Annotated in this window: 14 protein-coding genes and 1 pseudogene; 8 read left to right on the forward strand and 7 right to left on the reverse strand. The window is 56.9% G+C overall.

Annotated features, from left to right (window positions below):
* Positions 1-34 precede the first annotated feature (34 nt).
* A complete protein-coding gene (locus AC3WWH_RS32780) occupies positions 35-583 on the forward strand; it encodes a pyridoxamine 5'-phosphate oxidase family protein (protein WP_492377566.1) in 549 nt (182 codons plus the stop codon).
* 261 nt (positions 584-844) lie between these two features.
* Complete coding sequence (ligD, locus tag AC3WWH_RS32785) at positions 845-1825, forward strand: non-homologous end-joining DNA ligase (RefSeq protein ID WP_492377542.1); 981 nt, start codon at positions 845-847, stop codon at positions 1823-1825.
* 947 nt (positions 1826-2772) lie between these two features.
* On the opposite strand, the gene AC3WWH_RS32790 is transcribed toward ligD, so the two are convergent.
* Both AC3WWH_RS32790 and AC3WWH_RS32795 read right to left on the reverse strand, forming a co-directional pair.
* Positions 2773-4548, reverse strand: coding sequence for an ATP-dependent helicase (locus tag AC3WWH_RS32790; protein ID WP_492377543.1), 1776 nt, complete (start codon positions 4546-4548; stop codon positions 2773-2775).
* Positions 4541-6340: an ATP-dependent nuclease gene (locus AC3WWH_RS32795; protein ID WP_492377544.1), complete on the reverse strand. Its 1800-nt coding sequence runs from the start codon at positions 6338-6340 to the stop codon at positions 4541-4543. The genes AC3WWH_RS32790 and AC3WWH_RS32795 overlap by 8 nt, the downstream gene beginning before the upstream one ends.
* 302 nt (positions 6341-6642) lie before the next feature.
* On the opposite strand from AC3WWH_RS32795, the gene AC3WWH_RS32800 reads away from it, so the two are divergent.
* Positions 6643-7251, forward strand: a complete 609-nt coding sequence (locus tag AC3WWH_RS32800; protein WP_492377545.1) for a sce7726 family protein — start codon at positions 6643-6645, stop codon at positions 7249-7251.
* On the opposite strand, the gene AC3WWH_RS32805 is transcribed toward AC3WWH_RS32800, so the two are convergent.
* Complete coding sequence (locus AC3WWH_RS32805) at positions 7226-8398, reverse strand: beta family protein (RefSeq protein ID WP_492377546.1); 1173 nt, start codon at positions 8396-8398, stop codon at positions 7226-7228. The genes AC3WWH_RS32800 and AC3WWH_RS32805 overlap by 26 nt on opposite strands.
* 451 nt (positions 8399-8849) lie before the next feature.
* On the opposite strand from AC3WWH_RS32805, the gene AC3WWH_RS32810 reads away from it, so the two are divergent.
* Positions 8850-9131 carry a hypothetical protein gene (locus tag AC3WWH_RS32810; protein ID WP_492377547.1) on the forward strand — a complete coding sequence of 94 codons (282 nt, stop codon included), beginning with the start codon at positions 8850-8852 and terminating at the stop codon, positions 9129-9131.
* A 176-nt stretch (positions 9132-9307) separates the two neighbouring features.
* Here the strand turns inward: AC3WWH_RS32810 and AC3WWH_RS32815 are convergent, their stop codons facing one another.
* Entirely contained in the window at positions 9308-10396 is a 1089-nt protein-coding gene (locus AC3WWH_RS32815; protein ID WP_492377548.1) for an alpha/beta hydrolase, read from the reverse strand.
* Positions 10397-10733: 337 nt separating this feature from the next.
* Positions 10734-12143, reverse strand: a complete 1410-nt coding sequence (locus tag AC3WWH_RS32820) for an MFS transporter (protein WP_492377549.1) — start codon at positions 12141-12143, stop codon at positions 10734-10736.
* Positions 12144-12322: 179 nt separating this feature from the next.
* Between AC3WWH_RS32820 and irrA the strand changes: the two genes are divergently transcribed.
* The gene (irrA, locus tag AC3WWH_RS32825) at positions 12323-12739 is read left to right on the forward strand and encodes an iron response transcriptional regulator IrrA (protein ID WP_492377550.1); all 417 of its coding nucleotides are present in this window, start codon (positions 12323-12325) and stop codon (positions 12737-12739) included.
* A gap of 68 nt (positions 12740-12807) precedes the next feature.
* Positions 12808-13983: an arabinose transporter gene (locus AC3WWH_RS32830; RefSeq protein WP_492377551.1), complete on the forward strand. Its 1176-nt coding sequence runs from the start codon at positions 12808-12810 to the stop codon at positions 13981-13983.
* Positions 13984-14244: 261 nt separating this feature from the next.
* Here the strand turns inward: AC3WWH_RS32830 and AC3WWH_RS32835 are convergent.
* Positions 14245-14469: pseudogene (locus AC3WWH_RS32835) on the reverse strand (helix-hairpin-helix domain-containing protein); the annotation flags it as partial.
* Positions 14470-14676: 207 nt separating this feature from the next.
* Here AC3WWH_RS32835 and AC3WWH_RS32840 point away from each other — a divergent pair.
* On the forward strand, positions 14677-15021 hold the full coding sequence (locus AC3WWH_RS32840; RefSeq protein ID WP_492377552.1) for an AAA family ATPase: 345 nt from the start codon (positions 14677-14679) through the stop codon (positions 15019-15021).
* Positions 14985-16745, forward strand: a complete 1761-nt coding sequence (locus AC3WWH_RS32845; RefSeq protein WP_492377553.1) for an ATP-binding protein — start codon at positions 14985-14987, stop codon at positions 16743-16745. Before AC3WWH_RS32840 ends, AC3WWH_RS32845 begins: the two co-directional genes overlap by 37 nt.
* A gap of 292 nt (positions 16746-17037) precedes the next feature.
* Here AC3WWH_RS32845 and AC3WWH_RS32850 read toward each other — a convergent pair whose 3' ends face one another.
* On the reverse strand, positions 17038-17952 hold the full coding sequence (locus AC3WWH_RS32850; protein WP_492377554.1) for an NAD(P)-dependent oxidoreductase: 915 nt from the start codon (positions 17950-17952) through the stop codon (positions 17038-17040).
* Positions 17953-17964 lie beyond the last annotated feature (12 nt).

The raw sequence follows: 17964 nt of genomic DNA on the forward strand, positions 1-17964 counted from the left end.
CCCTCCCTTCGTCACACCCCCGCCGCCGAGTCTCATCCTGATTGACGCTGAATCTCACCGTGATTGCCGCCGCGCACCGCAGTCTGGGTTCAGGTTCATCAACCTGTGTTCTGTTGATGCGGCAGGCCGCCCGCAGGCGCGCATGGTCGTGCTCCGGCGGGTAGATACGGCGGCTCGTCTTATCGAAATTCATACCGATACACGTAGCCCTAAATGGCTCGAACTATCTCGCAATCCCACCGTCACAATCCTCGGCTTCTCCGTATCGACCCGAGTTCAACTCCGCCTTGTCGGGTCGGTCCGTCTTCATCCACCTGGCAGCGATCGCGCCGAGAAGGCATGGAGTGAGCTTTCCGCCTGGACGCGAAGCACCTACGCGGGTGGCCCGCCGGGAGATGAGACCGGCAACGATGAACCGGTTTCGGCGGGGGGAGAAGCTGATGGGAAGGCCTTCTTCGGCGTTGTAAGCTTCCGTGCCGAGTCCCTGGACTGGTTCGAGCTACGGCGCGCCGACAACCGTCGCGCCGTTTTCGAATATAGCCATTTCGGTGCACTGATGACCTCCCGATGGATCAATCCTTGAGTCGGAACTGTGGCTGGGCGATGCGGCCAGTCCGTTGAACGCATCTGTGACGCTAGCTGAGCCGTCCAACATAAAAGTAGCGAGAGCACCAGAAACGCGGTCAGGGCCGCCCATCTTCGACGACGGGAGACACAAGTTGCGGGAAGGTCAGGTGCAGGCCAAAGAACGCAACGATGCGTAGCAATGTGCATGCTCTGATTTCATTCGCAAGTATCAGCTAATTTATTGGGGCGTAGTCGCCATTTCATGCGTAAATGCGGAATGGCTAAAACACGAAATCGGAAACCGCCCCCTGCGCCGTCGGCTGATCCTATGCCTCGCCGGGTCGATCCCTGTGTCGCAATCCTCGTCGACAAGCCACCGAAAGGTCCGGATTGGGTCTTCGAGGTGAAGTGGGATGGCTACCGGCTCGGCGTGTATGTTGAGCCAGGCGAGGTGAGGGCGATTACGCGGGGCGGCTACGACTGGACCGTAAAGTTTCGATCGATCGTTGCCGAGGCGCAGCAGCTAGGCCATGAATCTTTGATCCTAGATGGCGAGGCGGTCGTTCTCGACGATCAGGGGCGCTCGGATTTCGGATTGTTGCAACGGGCTGTAGGTAAAAACCCGAGCCTCCACGATGCCGACGAGATCATTTTCTATGCCTTTGATGTCCTCTATCTCGATGGTCATGACCTGCGAGAACTGCCGCTGTCTGAGCGCCGTCGCCGTTTGGAGCCGATCGTCGCCGGCCGCACGGGCGCAATACGCTTCTCGGAGGAGGTCAACGCCGATGGCGAGGAATTCTTTCGTGTGGCGTGCGAGCTTGGGCTAGAAGGCATCATCGCGAAGCGCCGGGATAAGCCCTACCGGTCGGGCCGGCGGCCGGAGTGGCTGAAAATCAAATGCTCCCGTCGCGACACATTTGTGATCGTCGGCTACGAGCCTTCGACTGTCCCCGGCGCAATCGGTCGACTTCTGTTGGCGGCAAAGAAGGGCGACGGCCTCGTCTATGTAGGCGGCTGCGGCACGGGTTGGAGCAATCAGGAGTCGGCGAAGCTTTGCGAACTGCTTAATGCGATTCCAGCCGATAACCCGGCGGCAGAGTTGAGGCGCAAAGGAGCCGTTTTCGCGCGGCCACTCCTGGTCGCCGACATCGAGTATCGCGCTTGGACGCGAGACGGAAAGCTTCGACATCCGTCATTCAAGGGCGTACGAGAAATGGAAGGGCCAGCCGAAGTCTATGAAATATGGAAGGACTGAAGTTCGCTTGGAACTTAGGAGTTCATTGGCGAACACGATTGAACCACGAGCGCTTTTTCGGACGATCTTCACCGCGGGACGTTGAGATTATCGCCAAGACAGCCGAAGTTTAAAGAATACGCTCCGCGATGGAGAAAAAAGGCTGGCTACGATCGGCTGAGTGCCGACCCAAATAGTTGCGGTGGGAGGGATGCGGAGTGCTGTCAAAGTCCGAACTTCTATTTCTGAAAACGCAGGGACTTGGTGCGGATGATGTGTTCGACGCTAAGGGTCGTTCTATCAAAGAAGTAAAGGACGAGGCGAAGGCAGTCGGCAAGGTACTCGTGATTGGTGTGCCATGTGGCTCCGGAGGACATCGGTTACGTACACGGCACGGACACTGCGTCCAATGCAAGCCCGCAACACTGGGCTATCTCAAAAGGGCTTCCGCGCTTGGGGACGTTTACGTCGCGGTTTCGCCGAGCCTGAAATGGACGAAAATTGGGAGCACTACTAATCGAGCAGAGGTTCGCGAAGCTAAATTTCGACGCCTACGGCAACGCCAGCGACTGGAGACCTGTTTTCTGGATTACGGCCGAACAGTCCGGCCGAATTGAACTTTATACGCACCAGATGCTGAGCCGATACTCAGTAGAAGCAACGTACATTAAAGATGGCAAACCTCAGGCGTCACGCGAGTGCTTTGCGTGTTCAGCCCTCATTGCGACCAATGCTATCGTCGAAACGATCGCCCGCGAAGGGTACAAGACATCTGGACATTGGAGGGAGGAACGGTATCGCTGGAAATGACGATACGACGTGGATCGCGCCGAGAGGCCACCGAGCAATGACGGGCATGGCTTTGTGAGGTTTTCGAAACGCCGGCATCAGGCTTCGCGGGCCTGTGGCGGCGACCCGACACAAGATGTGTATTGTGTTTTCGATTTCGGGAGCCGACCGATCGTTCTTCAAGATTTTCCGTCGTCGAGCCGCTTTTGCACCTCAAGCACGAATGGAGACGGTTTAGTCTTGGTATAGACTATGTGAACCTCTCGCTTGGCGCGTGTGAAGCCGACATAGAACAAGCGTCGGGCTTCCTCGGTGGCATCCGCGCGGGGTATCCGCCCCTTATCCATTCCAAATAGGACGACATAACGGAACTCGCGACCTTTCGCACTGTGAAGTGTCGATAAATTCAAGCTGCCGGACTGATTGGTCTGGCCTGCGAACTGCTCCAGTGTCATTGCCGCGCAGTCGCCGCCTGGCGCGGTGCGCAATATGAATGTGTCCAGGACTTCAGCTTCGTCTTTAACCCCGCGGCATTTCTCAACCATCTCGGAAATGATTTCCGAGCGGATCGCCGACATCCAGTCGAACAGCAACGCCGATCCCTCACGCCTCTTCCACAAAGTTTGGACGAGGCGGCCCTGGAACATGGTCTTGGCTTCCGGTGTCGCTATCGCTTCGGCGAAAAAGCGAGAACCCTCGCGCACGATTTGGCTAAAACGCGGTGACCCCGTTTCCCATCCGTTGACGCACCAGACTGCACATCGCTCCAGCCAGCGCATAAGCGGGCTTGCGCGCGGATAGAGCGCTTTCTTATCTGCCCTTATGAAGGATATGCCGGCCCTCTGAGCGATGTTTGCTATCCCATCACCCATCCAAGCCTCAGGGTAAATTATTGCGATGTCGCCGAGTTTGAGGTCTGGATCTCGCTTTTCTATGTCCGCCAGGATCGTCCTGAAAACGTCGAGCGCCTGATTTTCGTAGCTGCCCGTCATTGGGTGAAAATAGACGACGCCGATTTCGGCCCCCGCCGCTGCTTCATAGTCGCGCTGCTGTCCAAGCGCGAAACTCGAAGCGCGGACGATCTCAGATCCAGATCGATAGTTGAGACGAAGCCGTACGGTTTCGACGTCTCCACGTTGAGATAGTTCCTGGAGGAGTTTGGGGTTCGCCCCGTTGAACGCATAGATGGACTGGTCGGCGTCCCCCACAGCAAACAGACGCATCCCTGTGCTGAAGCAAAGGCCGAGAACCATTCGATGGAGTGCTCTGCCGAGGTCCTGATACTCATCGACAACGAGAATTGGATACTTGGCCAGCAGTGCCTTCTGCAGCCAGTCATTGTTGTGCAGCGCTCTGACGGCCAACAAGGGCATGTCGTCGAAATCGATGCATCCTAGCAATCGAAGCTGTCGTTCGAATTCCTCGATCAGGGCCGCCATTTGCGGATCGCTCTGCCAAGCTTCGCTCTTGCGGTTGAGGGTCCTCCTTCGGTACGAACTCATCGTCTGGTCTAGGTCTTGCGGGTTGTCCCTTCCGCCAATCACCTTGTTGTATGCCCGCTCCAAAGCCACCGCGCGCTCTTTGCGGGTAGCAACCCGGAAGTCATTGGGCAGCCCCATCCGGGCGGTTTTCGCATATGGAAGGATGATCTGGGTCAGCGAAAAGGAATGTACGGTTCCGATAAACACGCGCCCGCCGGGCTCGACTTCGAGGTCCGAGAGGCGGCTTTCAAGCTCACGCGCGCATTCATTATTGTATGTGATGCAGGCAATGCCTCTGGGCTCTTGGACATCCTCCACCAGCATCCGCGCCATCTTCAGGGTAAGGGTTTTGGTTTTCCCGCTGCCTGGCCCCGCCAGCATGACGCAATGCCCGGTGGACTGATAAGCGGCCCACTGACCCGGGTTTTCACGCAGGTCCTCCGCAACATGCGCGTATCGCCGGGAACTAGACACGTTTCACCACATACTCGATCGCCTGCTCGACATATTTCGGAGGCTTCACCCCTTCGATGCGCGACGCCAGCCGTTGTGCAAACCGCCCCTTTCCGATGGTTTCGATCATCTTGAGAAGCTCAACGCCGTCCATGTCGTCCGGTTCGGCCACCCAGGAATCGATGAGGGCCTGTTTGGCCGCCGATAGTTTCGCTTCTGTCAACGTGGCCAGGATTTCCTTCCAGAAGTCGTCGCCGTCGTACATGTCGAGTTCCAGCGTCTGCCAGTTCATGAAGACACCGAAGTCCTTGAACCGCTTGCGCAGGGAGTTATCGTCCGTCATGCCATCGAGTTCGGCCTTCAACGCGACCGGCGCGGCCCTCGTCCTTATTTTCTCAGCGGTAACAACGAGCTTTTTGCCTCGATTGATCCCGAGAGCTTGCTTCCCTGGAGAGGGGTCCCAGTCGGAGATGACCGCATAGGGGATTTCCAGACCTGAAAGAACCTTGGCGTATGGCAGAAAGTTCGTCCCGGAAACCGAACAGACACTGATGCCAAGCTTGTCGAGCGAATGCCCCAGAGCCTCGGCGAAAACCGGAAGAAGGAATTTCTCGGCGTCCCCTTCAACGAGGATGATCCCGCGTGCGAAAAGCATCTCGGCTCTGGTTACGTCCATGTATCGGGTGAGATCGTCGACGTCGTCGACCGAGAGCGGGATTGTCGCCGTAGACCGCCCGGTTGTGCCGTTTCCCGTCTTGTCTCGAAGCAGGAGAATCGACCGGAGGGGCGCGACGCTGGCAATGTGCGGCGAATGGGTGGTCAGGAAGACAGACATCGGGGAGGTTTCCTCCGGGCCGATGGCGGACTCGAACAGATTTCGGTAGACGGACCGCTGAAGGTGAGGGTGGAGGTGGGCCTCCGGCTCTTCGATGGCGAGGATCGTATGATCCCGTTTGTTTTCTCGAATCAACCGGGCAAGATCGAGCGACTTCAGGGCCAGGAACACGATGTTCGCCGAACCCAGACTGGCATCACCGATCGCCCGCTTCCCATCGTCTATAAGCAGACGGATGTTGCGGTAGAGCCGGGTGATTTCAGTGGCACCGATACCGAGTTTGGGCCGAATGTTCTGCTTGGGACCGCTCATCGCCAGCAGCAATGTCGCCAGATTGTCCTCGATGTCGCCGACGCTCTGGAATTCGGTGAGCTTGTCGGTCGCTTCTTGGATGGAATCGGAGATTGTATCGAGGTCTGCCTCGTCAATAGCCGCGAAGGCCTCTTCGATAAGCGGCCGGAGCGGTGACCGCCTCCAACTTGACAAATCGCCCTCGGCGTCACGCAGGGCGGGTAGGACATCCATCGTCAGCCGTCGCCTAACCTCATGGCCGAATTTCTTGCGCTCATCGTCGCCGCCGAAACAGAGGAACTCGAGGTCGTCGTCTTTCGCGGGCGGGCCATTTTGGGTGGGAAGTCGCCGGCATACGTAGCTCAGCCGGACGGTGTGAGGGTCTTTCGGGAGTCGGAATTCGGACAGAACCGCCAATAGGTCCATGTCTCCTTCGAAGTCTTTGATATCGACCGAGACGCGTATCTCGTCATCCTCTCCCGGTCCGTCGAGCCCGTCCCAAAAATCGGCTAGGCCGAGTTCTCTCGCACTGTCGGGGAGGGACGGATCGAAAATGAGACGCATTGCATGAAGCAAATTGCTCTTACCGACCTTATTCTCGCCGACCACGACAACATTGCCTTTCAGCTCGACGTCGAGTTCGTAAAAATTGCGGAAATTTTCTATTTGAATCCGGGAGATGAACATTCGGCATATCTCGACGCTTGCGATACGCCTAGATAGCATAGTCTCCACTCAACTTGCGATTGGCTAACCGGACAGAACCCAAAGATTTGCGTGGACATTCGCGTCGGTGGGCTAAACGCACGTATCGTTAACTGTTTTTTGGCAGACTCGAAACAGATCGTGATTTTGAAACCGCGACGCTTTCCCCCATACAGCCCCGCAGCCTGGACCAATCGGCGATTGACTGCGGCAAAACGCCGGATGACCATGGCTGGGGAGCTGAAAGCGTGCGAAAAAGTACAAGCCTTGTCACTGACGACAACATGATCCGCCAGGCAGTCCGGGCGAGGCTCGCCGTCGCTCACGCAGGCGAGGACGCGGTGATTGTCGATGAACTCAAGGTTTCTCGAGGAAGTTCGAGAATGGACGTCGCCGTCATCAATGGCCTGATCGAAGGCTATGAAATCAAAAGCGATAAGGACACGCTGGATCGGCTGCCACGCCAGGCTGAGATGTTCGGTCTAATCGCCGATCGCATGACGCTGGTCGTAGGTGAACGGCATCTTGAAAAGGCGAAACTGATCGTTCCAGATTGGTGGTCGATCATGGCTTCTTCCGAAAGCGAAAGTGGTTCCTTGAAGCTCACTGTCGCAAAGAAGGGGAGGCTTAACCGATCCCGGGACACCAGGGCACTCGTCGAGGTGCTCGAGCGTGACGAAATCCTCGCAATGATGTCGGTGCACGGGATCGACAAAGGCATGCGGACCGCGACCTATGCGGATTTGGTCGACAGCTCGGTGAGGCGTCTGTCGCGCAAGGACATTTCGGCGTGTGCCAAGCGGATGTTGAAGCTTCGGGCCACGCTCGGGGCTGAGTTCGCCGACAGTGCTTTTGGGCGGAACGCGATTATCTGTTCAGCGCCATCTGCGTAAGGTGCTGGTTTGCCCTCACGGATATCCACCCTGTGGGGCTGGTGAAATTTTTCCCGTCGATCTGCAGAGTCCTCTCCTCAGCGACGCGTTTGATCACCGACGTTCCCCAGCAATCGGCCCGGCTTGCCCAATTCTCTCCACCGACGGTGTCAATGGACGCGTCGATATACTTCCATTTATCGCTGTTGTTTTCGTAAAGACCGATGTGCCACGCCGACGGGGTGACCAGGTCCACATGCGGGAACCATCCGTTGCCGCCTCTACTGCTACCTTTTCGAGGCGGAACCGACATGTAGTCTCCATAACGCCCCGGGAAGGTCCCTGTGATCTCACGGTGGACGCGGATTTCGTCCATGTGCAGCGTACGCGACAAGTCCCTCAGAGAGCTTTTAGCAGGAGGGAAGCTGTTGGATAACAGAACGACCTCCATGTGATCGGCGTCGTTGTCGAGACCTTCATAGAGCTGGGCAAGGAAAGACTTCGCCGCCGCGATGGAAGCGGTGGCTTCTCCGCGGATGCTCTTGAGATCCACGATGATCAGCAATGACTCTATGTGATCTCGGATTGATCCGAGGCTCCCGGAAATCGCTGTCGACGCGTACGGCTGACGAGGGTCGAGGCGCAGCGCGCCACGCGTTCCTTTGCGGCCGATGACATCCAACTGTCCTTGTATGACATCGCGACTTCCATGCCCGAGAATTGGCAGCAACTCGGGAAATTCCGAGATCATCTCGACCCAGCGGATCGGTCCCTGCCGGGGATCGGTGAGGTTGTGGATATCCCCATTGAACGCCGCCGTTTTGCGCCTCCGCTCGGCGTCGTTGGCGAGTTCTTTCGGCGAGCGCGCACGCGCCTCCTGCTGTCCAGTGGCCGCGCGAACTTCCTGCTTGCGCCTGCGACGTTCCGCAGCTTCCTCCGCCGAGGTCATTTCCCGTGGAAGCGGGTCGAAGTCTACAATTGCAGGCCTGCCGTCCAGATCGTTCAAGAGAATTGAAGCGGTTTCCTCGAGCGTTTCTTCCCGATCATAGCGGGTGAGCGTGACAATCGGGACCATGCGATCCTTAACGGACGAGGGGCATTTTGCGTAAGCAAGTTGCTCGTGCGCTCGCGTGCTCATAGCGGGGAAGTACTGTATTCCATCAAACATCGGCTACCACCTGACGAATACGAATCACTTTGCTAATTCAACTTTAGAATGAGCCTGGAGTGGGTGGGGAATCAAGACGCCGATGCCGAGTTCCATTGTCTTCACATAGGCGTGCCCAGGAAATATCTGGTCATTGCAGGGCTGAAGCCGACACTTTGCTATTCAAATAGGTCGTCGACATCCCGGGAACGGCTAACAAGTGACCGAACCGTCGCGCTTGCGACCGATCGAATGTCAGGGGGAAACAAGGAGGGAGCCTTCGGTGAGCGATCTACGGAACTTGGCTGAACGGCGGAGCAGAGCGGGGACCATCAGGGCTTCCACTAGGCATCACCAGCTCAGGCGTTTGACGAGCACCGGAAGAAGGGGATATTCGAGAGCAGCCGTGTGAAGCGGCCCTTCATGACCTCAGACCATCCGTTTGTGATGACCAATGGGCTCAAGCGGCCAGATGGGCACTTTGCTATCCCAATTGGACCGCGACACCTGTTCGTCGCCTTCCATGCAAAAGGATTTCGGGGAGTGGTTTCGCCGGATGCCGACTGGAAAAATTGTCCGGTCCACGAACGAAGCCGTGATCGGGCAGGGGCGGAAGTACGTCTACGGTCTCGACGGCTCGAATATCGCTGAGGTGCGCCGCCTCATGGGCAAGCGGGACTACATGACCCTGTTGCCTACTATGACCAAGAAGGAAGGCGATGAGGCGAGGGCGCTTATCTCACAAGTGCCGTGAACGCTTTAGTCGGAATTGATCGCCTGCGAAGAATACAAGACATGTCGATACTTTACGGCTGAACGGAGTCGGTGGAAATGACCACGCCGGCAATGCGACCACGCGCCCCGACTCAATGCGCATTGGCCGCCCGACGAACGGTGAGTAGATCGAGCGGCCATTCATTTGGTTTCCAGTTAGGCGCTGAGATGCTGCTCGAAGAAAGATTGCAACTTATCGAACGGGATCACGTCGACCTTGTCGTAAAGGTCTGTGTGGTTCGCACCCGGGATGATCATTAACTCCTTCGGCTCTGCCGCGTTGGCGTAGGCGGTTTCGCTGAAATACCGCGAATGTGCCTTCTCCCCATGGATGAACAGAACCGGACGCGGCGAGATTTCCGCGATGTAGCTCAATATCGGCATGTTCATGAATGATATCGGCGTGGTCTGCGTCCAGGAGTTGCCTGAGTTGACGGCGCGGGCATGGTATCCGCGTGGCGTCATGTAATAGTCGTGGTAGTCGACCAAGAACTGCGCCTCGCCACCTTTAAGCTCATTGTAGCGTGGCTGGTAAGCGGGCGTGCCTTTTTCCGCATCTGCCCAACGCTGCAGGCTTAGTTGCTCCAGTGCCTTCGTACGCTGCTCAAGCGTCACGCTGTCGTTATAGCCCTTGGACATGACGCGCGTCATGTCATACATCGTGCTGGCCACCACGGCCTTGACGCGCTTGTCCACGGCGACGGCATTCAATGCCATGCCACCCCAGCCGCAAATACCGATAACACCGATCCGATCGCGGTTGACCTCGGGCCGCAGACCAATGAAGTCCACGGCTGCGCTGAAATCCTCGGTGTTGATATCGGGAGAGCCGACGTTACGCGGTTCACCCCCACTTTCTCCGGTATAGGACGGGTCGAATGCCAGGGTGACAAAGCCGCGTTCGGCCATGCTCTGCGCATAGAGACCCGAAGACTGCTCCTTCACGGCTCCAAACGGTCCACTCACGACGATGGCAGGCAGCTGTTGGTTGCCCCGGTCCTTTGGTAGGTAAAGATCGGCTGCCAGTGTGATGCCGTAGCGGTTCTTGAAACTTACCTTCTGGTGATCGACCTTTTCGCTCTTGGAGAAGACTTTGTCCCACTCGGAATTGGCTTGGGCAAAGGTCGGCGTACCGGCGACTGACGCGACGCCAAGCGCTGCGATTCCGACACCCGTCATCTTCAGCAAGGTGCGGCGTCCTTCGTCGGGTGTGCCAAGATTGAGGTCTTCGTTAGGTGTGGTCATGTCGATCTCCGATGGTTTGACTACCTTGCGGAGATGTAATGGACGCCGGCCTCCTGGATTAGATCGGCTGGTTCGCTAGCGGTTATGAGGGAAATTCATTAATCGAGGATAGGCAAGTTGAAGTCTCGAGCCATGGTGCACCTTGGCGATTGCGCGCTTGTGCAACGCGTTGACGATGTCCACGATGCTCTCTCTTCTCGTTGGCACTGTGTTTTGGTTTTCGCCCTAGATGAGCTTTTGCGCGCTTTCCTGTTGCGGCTCAAAACGCATTGCGGGCGACCATCGGCCGCCCGCAGTGGAACTGTTTTGGAACCTCAAATGAGGTCGGGGAGGCTTTTCAGGTCTTTGCTGAGGCCGCACCAGAGGCCAACACCCCGGCTTCCTCGTCCGAAGCAGAAGCTGTTCGCAAGCGGATACCCTTGGTCTCGGGAACGAACTGAACCAATATCAACCCAATGAGGGCAATGGCAGTTACATACAGACCGGGCGCAAGCGGTGAGCCAGTACTGCTAACCAGCCAAGTGGCGATCAATGGTGTCGTGCCGCCGAAGATGGCCACTGCGAGTTGGTAGGCGATCGCATGTCCGGTCGCGCGATACGAGGTCGGGAAGAATTCCGCTGCAGCCGGAAACGCTGCCCCGTTGTAGATGCCGATACCGACAGCCAACAGCAACTGACCGATGAATGCGTTTGCCAGATTGCCTGTCGAAGCCAACATGACGGCGGGATAGGCGGCAATCAGAATCCAGACAGCCCCAAGAGTGAAAACCTTCTTACGCCCAATCCGGTCGCTTAGCCGGCCGGCAACTGGAATGATGGCAGAAAGCGCCAGGATCGCTGCTGCGTTGGTCATCAGGGCATCCGTCGGATGAAGGTGAGCTTCCTTGACCAGGAATGCGTACATGAAGCCGAGAAGAAGGTAAGATCCAACGGTTTGGACCGGTTGGACCATCAAGACGTACAGGACCGGTTTATACCCACCAGCGCGAGCCATCGAGCGGAAGCTGTTCGTATCTTTTCTTTCTCGCATGGCCGCCTTGTACTCTTCCGGATCATCCAGGCTACGGCGCAACCAGAAACCGATCACGCCAATCAGGCCGCCGAGAATGAACGGCACTCTCCATAGCCAATCGCCATACAGTTCCTCGCCGGCAACAAACTGAAGGCCAGCCAGCATCAGGGCAACGAGCGCGTTGGGAATATGCGCGAAAAACCAAATGATGCCGACCCACCATCCGCGACTATCGTCAGGGGCCGATTCCAGGATGTAGCTTGTGCTCCCGGTTGTTTCTCCACCGAGGGCAAACCCTTGGGCCAGTCGGCAAAGTACCAGCAGAGCTGGCGCAAAGACGCCGATGGAGGCGTATGTTGGCAAGAGCCCGATGACGGCTGTTCCCGCGGCCATGAGCCAGATCGTGATGGCAAGAACCTTCACGCGGCCGATCCGGTCTGCGAGGTATCCGAACACCAACCCGCCGATAGGACGAGCAAAGAACGCCACCGCGTAAACGGCGAAGGTGCTTAGGAGCGCCGCAGTCGGGTCGCTTTTCGGGAAAAAGTGTTGTGAGAGAATTGGGACCGAAAATCCGAACACGGCAAAATCATAGATCTCGCCAAAATTCCCAATTGCACCAGCGCCCAATCGGCGCTTGCCTTCCGTACCGCTCATTATGTCTCCTCCAGAATCTGAGCAGCTATCTGCAACCTCCATCGCAAACAGCACCAGTTCGGTGACCGGCTTCTGCATCCGGCCTCCCGATCAATCTTGATAGGGAAGGATCGTCGACGCGCCTACCCATGCACGGCATGGGTCAGCGCATGGTTATAATGCCATATTATATGTAGTGCGAAGCTCTATGTCTCACCGGCGTGCTGTGCGTCCGATATCTGCTACAACGAGCCCAAAGTGGATTTTGGACGCTCACAATGGAACGAACATCCTCGATCGCCAAGGACCTGCGTGCCGTGGGGCTGAGACCTACGGAGCAACGCATCGCGCTGTTCAAGCTTCTCTTCGCGGAGGGCCATCGCCATGTTACCGCCGAGGAGCTGCATGCTGAGGTGCTGGCGCGAGGAATCGTGCTGTCGGTTGCAACGGTATACAACGCCCTTAACGATTTCACCCAAGCCGGGCTGGTTCGGATTCTCGCTGTCGAAGGCGCGCGCACGTGGTTCGATACGAACACCTCGGATCACCACCACTTCTACCTTGAGGGCAGGGGCGAGATCCGCGATATCGATCGCGACGGTATATCGATTGCCAACCTCCCAGAGCCTCCCGAAGGCTTCGAGATAGCAAACGTCGATGTTGTCATCCGGGTACGCCCAGTGGCGAGCTCCTAGTCGACGCCCCGCGGCCGCGCCACTCACCAACGCTCCTCCAAGCCACTAAGAAGTCCCGGAGCCGTACATTGACAGCTCGAGCCAATGTCGTCGTTACACTCGCTCCGAAAATGGCGGTTGTTTTTGTCGGCTTCCTCATCGCCGGTATGGGAATGCCAGTACTGCCCATCCATGTCAGTCGCGACTTGGGCTTTGGCACTTTCGCAATCGGCTTGATCACCGGCAGCCAATTCTGTTCGTCACTGTTGACAAGGATATGGGCCGGGGACTTTGCGGACCGAAAGGGCCCCAAGACGGCTGTTATCGCGGGTCTATCTCTGGCTGCCGTCGCCGGCGGACTGTATTTTGCTTCCTTGATTTCCGTTGGCTATCCGCTTTTGTCCGCCTCTATCCTTATTGCCGGGCGGGGCGTCCTCGGAGCTGGCGAGAGCCTGATCATCACAGGCTCGGTGGCTTGGGGGCTGGCGACTGTTGGTCCTCAACACGCGGGAAAAGTGATCGCCTGGATCGGGACGGCGATGTTCGGAGCACTTGCCGCTGGTGCTCCCATCGGCAGCGGGTTGTTTGCTATTCAGGGATTTGCCGCAATTGCTGCGGCGACGGTCTTGTTACCTCTGTTAATGGCGGCAATGGTCGCACCACTAGAGCCTGTCGCGGGACGCTCCTCACCCTCTGCATCGAGATTCAGTGTCATGAAGGCAGTCTGGCTTCCGGGGCTTGGTTCGGCATTCGCAAGTCTCGGATACGGGAGCATTCTGGCATTCTCCGCTCTTCTGTTCGTAGACCGGCAATGGGCTGACGGTTGGCTCGCGGTGACTTGTTTCGCGACGGCGTTGGTCGCGAGTCGCATTTTCCTCGGACATGTTCCCGACAAGCTTGGCGGGCCGGTCACTGCACTGGTCTTCGCAATCGTGGAAGCTATTGGCTTGTTGACCTTGGGACTAGCCACGCAACCCGTCATCGCCTTGACGGGAGCGGCGTTGGTGGGATTCGGCTACTCGCTTGTTTTCCCGGGCTTTGGGATAGCGGTTGTCCGCGCAGCGCCGCCAGAAAGCCGTGGCATGGCGATGGGCTTATACTCAGCCTGTCTTGATGTGGCCCTCGCTTTTAGCGGTCCGGCTCTGGGGCTCGTGGGCGACGTAGCCGGGGTGCCGGCGATATTTGTGGCAACCGGCGCTATGGTTTCCCTTTCGACGCTTGTTGCGCTATCCATTATTGCGAAAGGCAATTCCAGGTCTTCTTAGTTACCGTTTGACGCTCGTAGACTACACGAATAACCCCATCTGGGCCCGAACTCGCCGTTCGGCGCACTCGACATGCAAGACTGCTTTGCGCCGCCATGCCGGTCATAGAGGCAATGATAGCTCGCGCCCGACAGTAGACACCGCTACGCGGCGGCGTCAGGTCGCCTTTGCGCCATTAGCAGTTGTTACATATCACTGCGGGCCGGCCGACTGGGGACGATTGCGGACGTGCAAAATCGATGTTCTAAGGACAGCTATGGGAGCATCGCGCAGGGCAAGTCCTTTCACTATGCGTATTCCGAGGCGGACTCCGTAGCGCTGAGTTCCAGGAATTGCCTCCAAGGTACAGTTCCAGCGGCTTGCATTGATACTGACTGGGGACCTCAACGCCGTGCGCGTGCATCGCCGGCAATCTGGGCGGGCGCGTAGAAACCCATCGGCTGGGAGTTCCACAAAGCGGTGTGGAGTATCCCGGAAATGGCATTTCTCGACAGGCAATCTCGCCGGTCGCGTGCAACTGCCACAGTGGGGGTCACTACCGCTGAAATCTTTATCAGCAAGTATGCTAACACACAGGTTTCTAACCATTTTCCCCATCTGATCGCAGCATCAGTCTGCGAACCAAAGGGGTCATCGGGCATGAATTGCGCCACTACCTGAAGTTGGGTATGAAGGTTGTTCAATGTGACCTAATTGGGGCTATTACTGTTCCTCGAGAGCCTTACAATCCGTAGTTTCCGTTGCTACGGCGATGTATCCACGAAACTTTCGTTGAAGGCCGGGACCAATGCCTTCGTGGGCAATAACGCTGCCGGGAAGACCGCTGCTCTCGAAGCACTGAAGCGGCTGTTCTCTCCTGCGGCTGTGGATCGCCAAATCAAACGTTCCGACGCGCACTTAGCCGCGCCGCGCTGTTTCCTGTGGGGGCTTATCGACAAAGGTTACAGAGACTTATTTCTTCTGCTACCTCTGATTTACATACGGGTTGGGGAACGCGTTTTATGGATGACGTGCATTTTTCGGTCAATACACGACTGACAAGGCTTCTGGGTGAAACCTATCGATCGAGCGAAGCAGCCCTAAAGGAACTGGTCGACAACGCATGGGACGCTGACGCCAAAAATGTCTGGATCACATTGCCGACGCCTATGTCGTCTGATCCGATTATCGTCCGCGACGACGGTTCGGGAATGACATCTCTGGAAATGAGGAACGAATACCTGAACATCGCCAGCGATAAGCGGGCACGTACAGGCGAACGGACCCCTCTACTCAAGCGGAAGGTCAAGGGTCGCAAGGGTATCGGTAAGTTCGCTGGCCTGTCATTGGCAAGCCGGATGGATGTTTCAGCGGTCGCCCGAGGTCGGAAATGCAGCCTGACGATCGACAAGCTCGTCCTGGCCGAGAATGAGAATGACCTGGAAGCTGTGCCTCTACCATTCATCGAGGAGAATGCAGGCGAAGCTCATGCAGGCACGACAATCATCCTGTCCGGTCTTGATAGCCGATTGAATTTCCCTACACCCGATCGTTTTCGAGAAGTCCTCGTGCACGAATACGGCCGGGAGGATGCCTTCAAGGTATTCGTAAATGAGGCGCAGTTGTCGGTCGACGATGTTCCGGGCGTATTAAGGGAAGTCGAGAAGACGCTTGCAGAGGGGGGCTCAGTTCGCTTGAAGTTTACGATTGCAGACGGCAAGAAAGCACCAAAATCACCAGGTATAGTGCTGAAGGTGGACGGGAAGGTCGTCGGGAAGCCGATGATGTTCGGCCTAGATGATGACGAGGAAATTCCCTTCAAGCTGTCGAAACGAGTCTACGGAGAGGTGGATCTCGAGGGTAACGATCATTTCGTAACTGCCGATTGGGGCGGGGTGGTCGAGAACAGCAAGGCTTTCCAAGAAATCCAATCCTATGTGAAATCGATCGTCAAAGAAGGGCTTAGGGAGAGCCACTCTCGCGATATGAGCCTTCAGCTAGCTCGATTGAAGAAGCAGTTGGACGCTAGGCTGAAAGACCTCCCAGAACACCGCCGACGCTACGCTGAGGAAGCCCTCCACCGGATCCTGCAGCGATTCTATCGGGAAAGCGAAGACCGCATTGCGACAATCGCAGAGGTTGCGCTCGACGCCATGGAGCATGACGCCTACTGGGCTGTACTCGAGCGGATAAATGCCACCGACCGCACAGATGTCAGTTCCTTTGCAGCGGCGCTTGAAGATTTTGGTATGGTTGAGCTCTCTGGGATAGCTGCTCAAGCGACCAGACGAATGAGATTTCTGGACTACCTCGAGGAGCTTATCGACAACGAAGCGACCCTCGAAAAGGACGTCCATAAGGCCTTCGAGACGAATTTGTGGCTTCTTGGCCGCCAATACGCTCTGATGTCATCGAACATCACACTGAAACGGGTCATCGCGAACTATAGTGATAAGAAATTTGCGGGCGAGCGGGCCTCGAAGCGGCCTGATCTTCTGTTGTCTCAGGATCTAGCTGACAGCTATCTGCTGATTGAGTTCAAACGCCCCAACCATCCGATTTCTCGGGAAGACATCGCTCAAGCCGAGCAATATCGTGATGACTTGTCAGGGACCATCACCTCAAGCAGCCCGTTGAGGATCTTGATGATCGGTAAGGGCTCCGCAGCCTCTATGGACAAGAGATATGGGACTGACATGACGACCGTCAGTTCCTATGCAAGCGTGCTCTCGTCCGCTCGCACGGAACTCGAATGGCTGATTTCATCGCTAACCCGTCCGTAGATCGCCCGTTCGTTGAAGGTTCTGACGGTCAATATGTTAGTAAACCTTTTTTGCATTGTGGACGAACTGTTGATCGACAGGGCCGGCGCACGCCGCTGCTGTTGGCATCGTGTCAGCTATACCCATCACCTATTGCCCAAAGCTGCCATTCCGCTCCCGGCCCCCAATTGGCTACCGCTCTCCGTGGATCACATGACTGTATTTGGCGAAAAACCGCCGAAGGTGATTTGTCCGCTGTCCGCCAAAGCGCGACATCAGGTGCTCGCTCTCGTTTTTTCCATCGCAGCTCGTTCTAGCGCGCGCCCTTTCGAACCTCTTCTTCCATATCCACGCCATTGAGCTTTCCAACGAGGTCGCTCAGCATCGGAACAAAGTCACCACCGTGTCCGATCGCTTCGGCATGGGTGTAGTACTGGACTGCGGCCGAGGCCATCACGCTGGTCACCTTGGAGTCTGCAGCCATGTTGTTGACGTAACGCAGGTCCTTCGCAGCATACGAGATCATGAATTTGTGAGCGTCTCGGTCGCGCTCGACAACGTACTTCATGAAGGTGCCGAAGAAACCGCTGTCCATTCGGCTGCCGGTGATGACGTCACGAATTGCCTGCGGTGAGATGCCGATTTTAGCCCCGAGAACCACTGCTTCGGCATAAAGCGCACCGTAGCTCATTCCGATGAAGTTCATCAGCAACTTCATCTTGTGCCCGTTTCCGACCGCGCCTACTCGAATGATGCGGCCGGCCCAACACTCAATGACGGGCTTTACCCGCTCGAACACGTCGTCGTTACCCGCGACCATGGCATCGAGCGTGCCTTCCTCGGCTTCCTTAGGTGTGCGTCCAAGCGAGGCATCGATCAGGGTTGCGCCCGCTGCCTCAAGTTCCTGTGCCAGCAACAGTGTGGACGAGGGGTCGGAGGTCGATGTGTCGACCACGATTAGACCAGGCCGTGCGCCGGAAATGATACCGTCGCTGCCTTTGACGACCTTTTCCACCTGACCCGAGTTCTGGAGGCAGATGTGGATGATGTCGCACTTCTCTGCCATGTCCTTGGGACTTGCAGCGCTTTGCGCGCCGATCTCCAAGAGCGTGGGCATGGGGCGCTGATCCAGAAACCAGAGCTCATAGCCCTTGTTGCGAATGTTCTTCGCCATACCGTGTCCCATCATGCCGACGCCGATGAAGCCTATGACCGGTTTGTTGCTCATGAATTTCTCCTC

Source organism: Ensifer sp. EB106-03-01-XG145 (genome assembly GCF_058792075.1).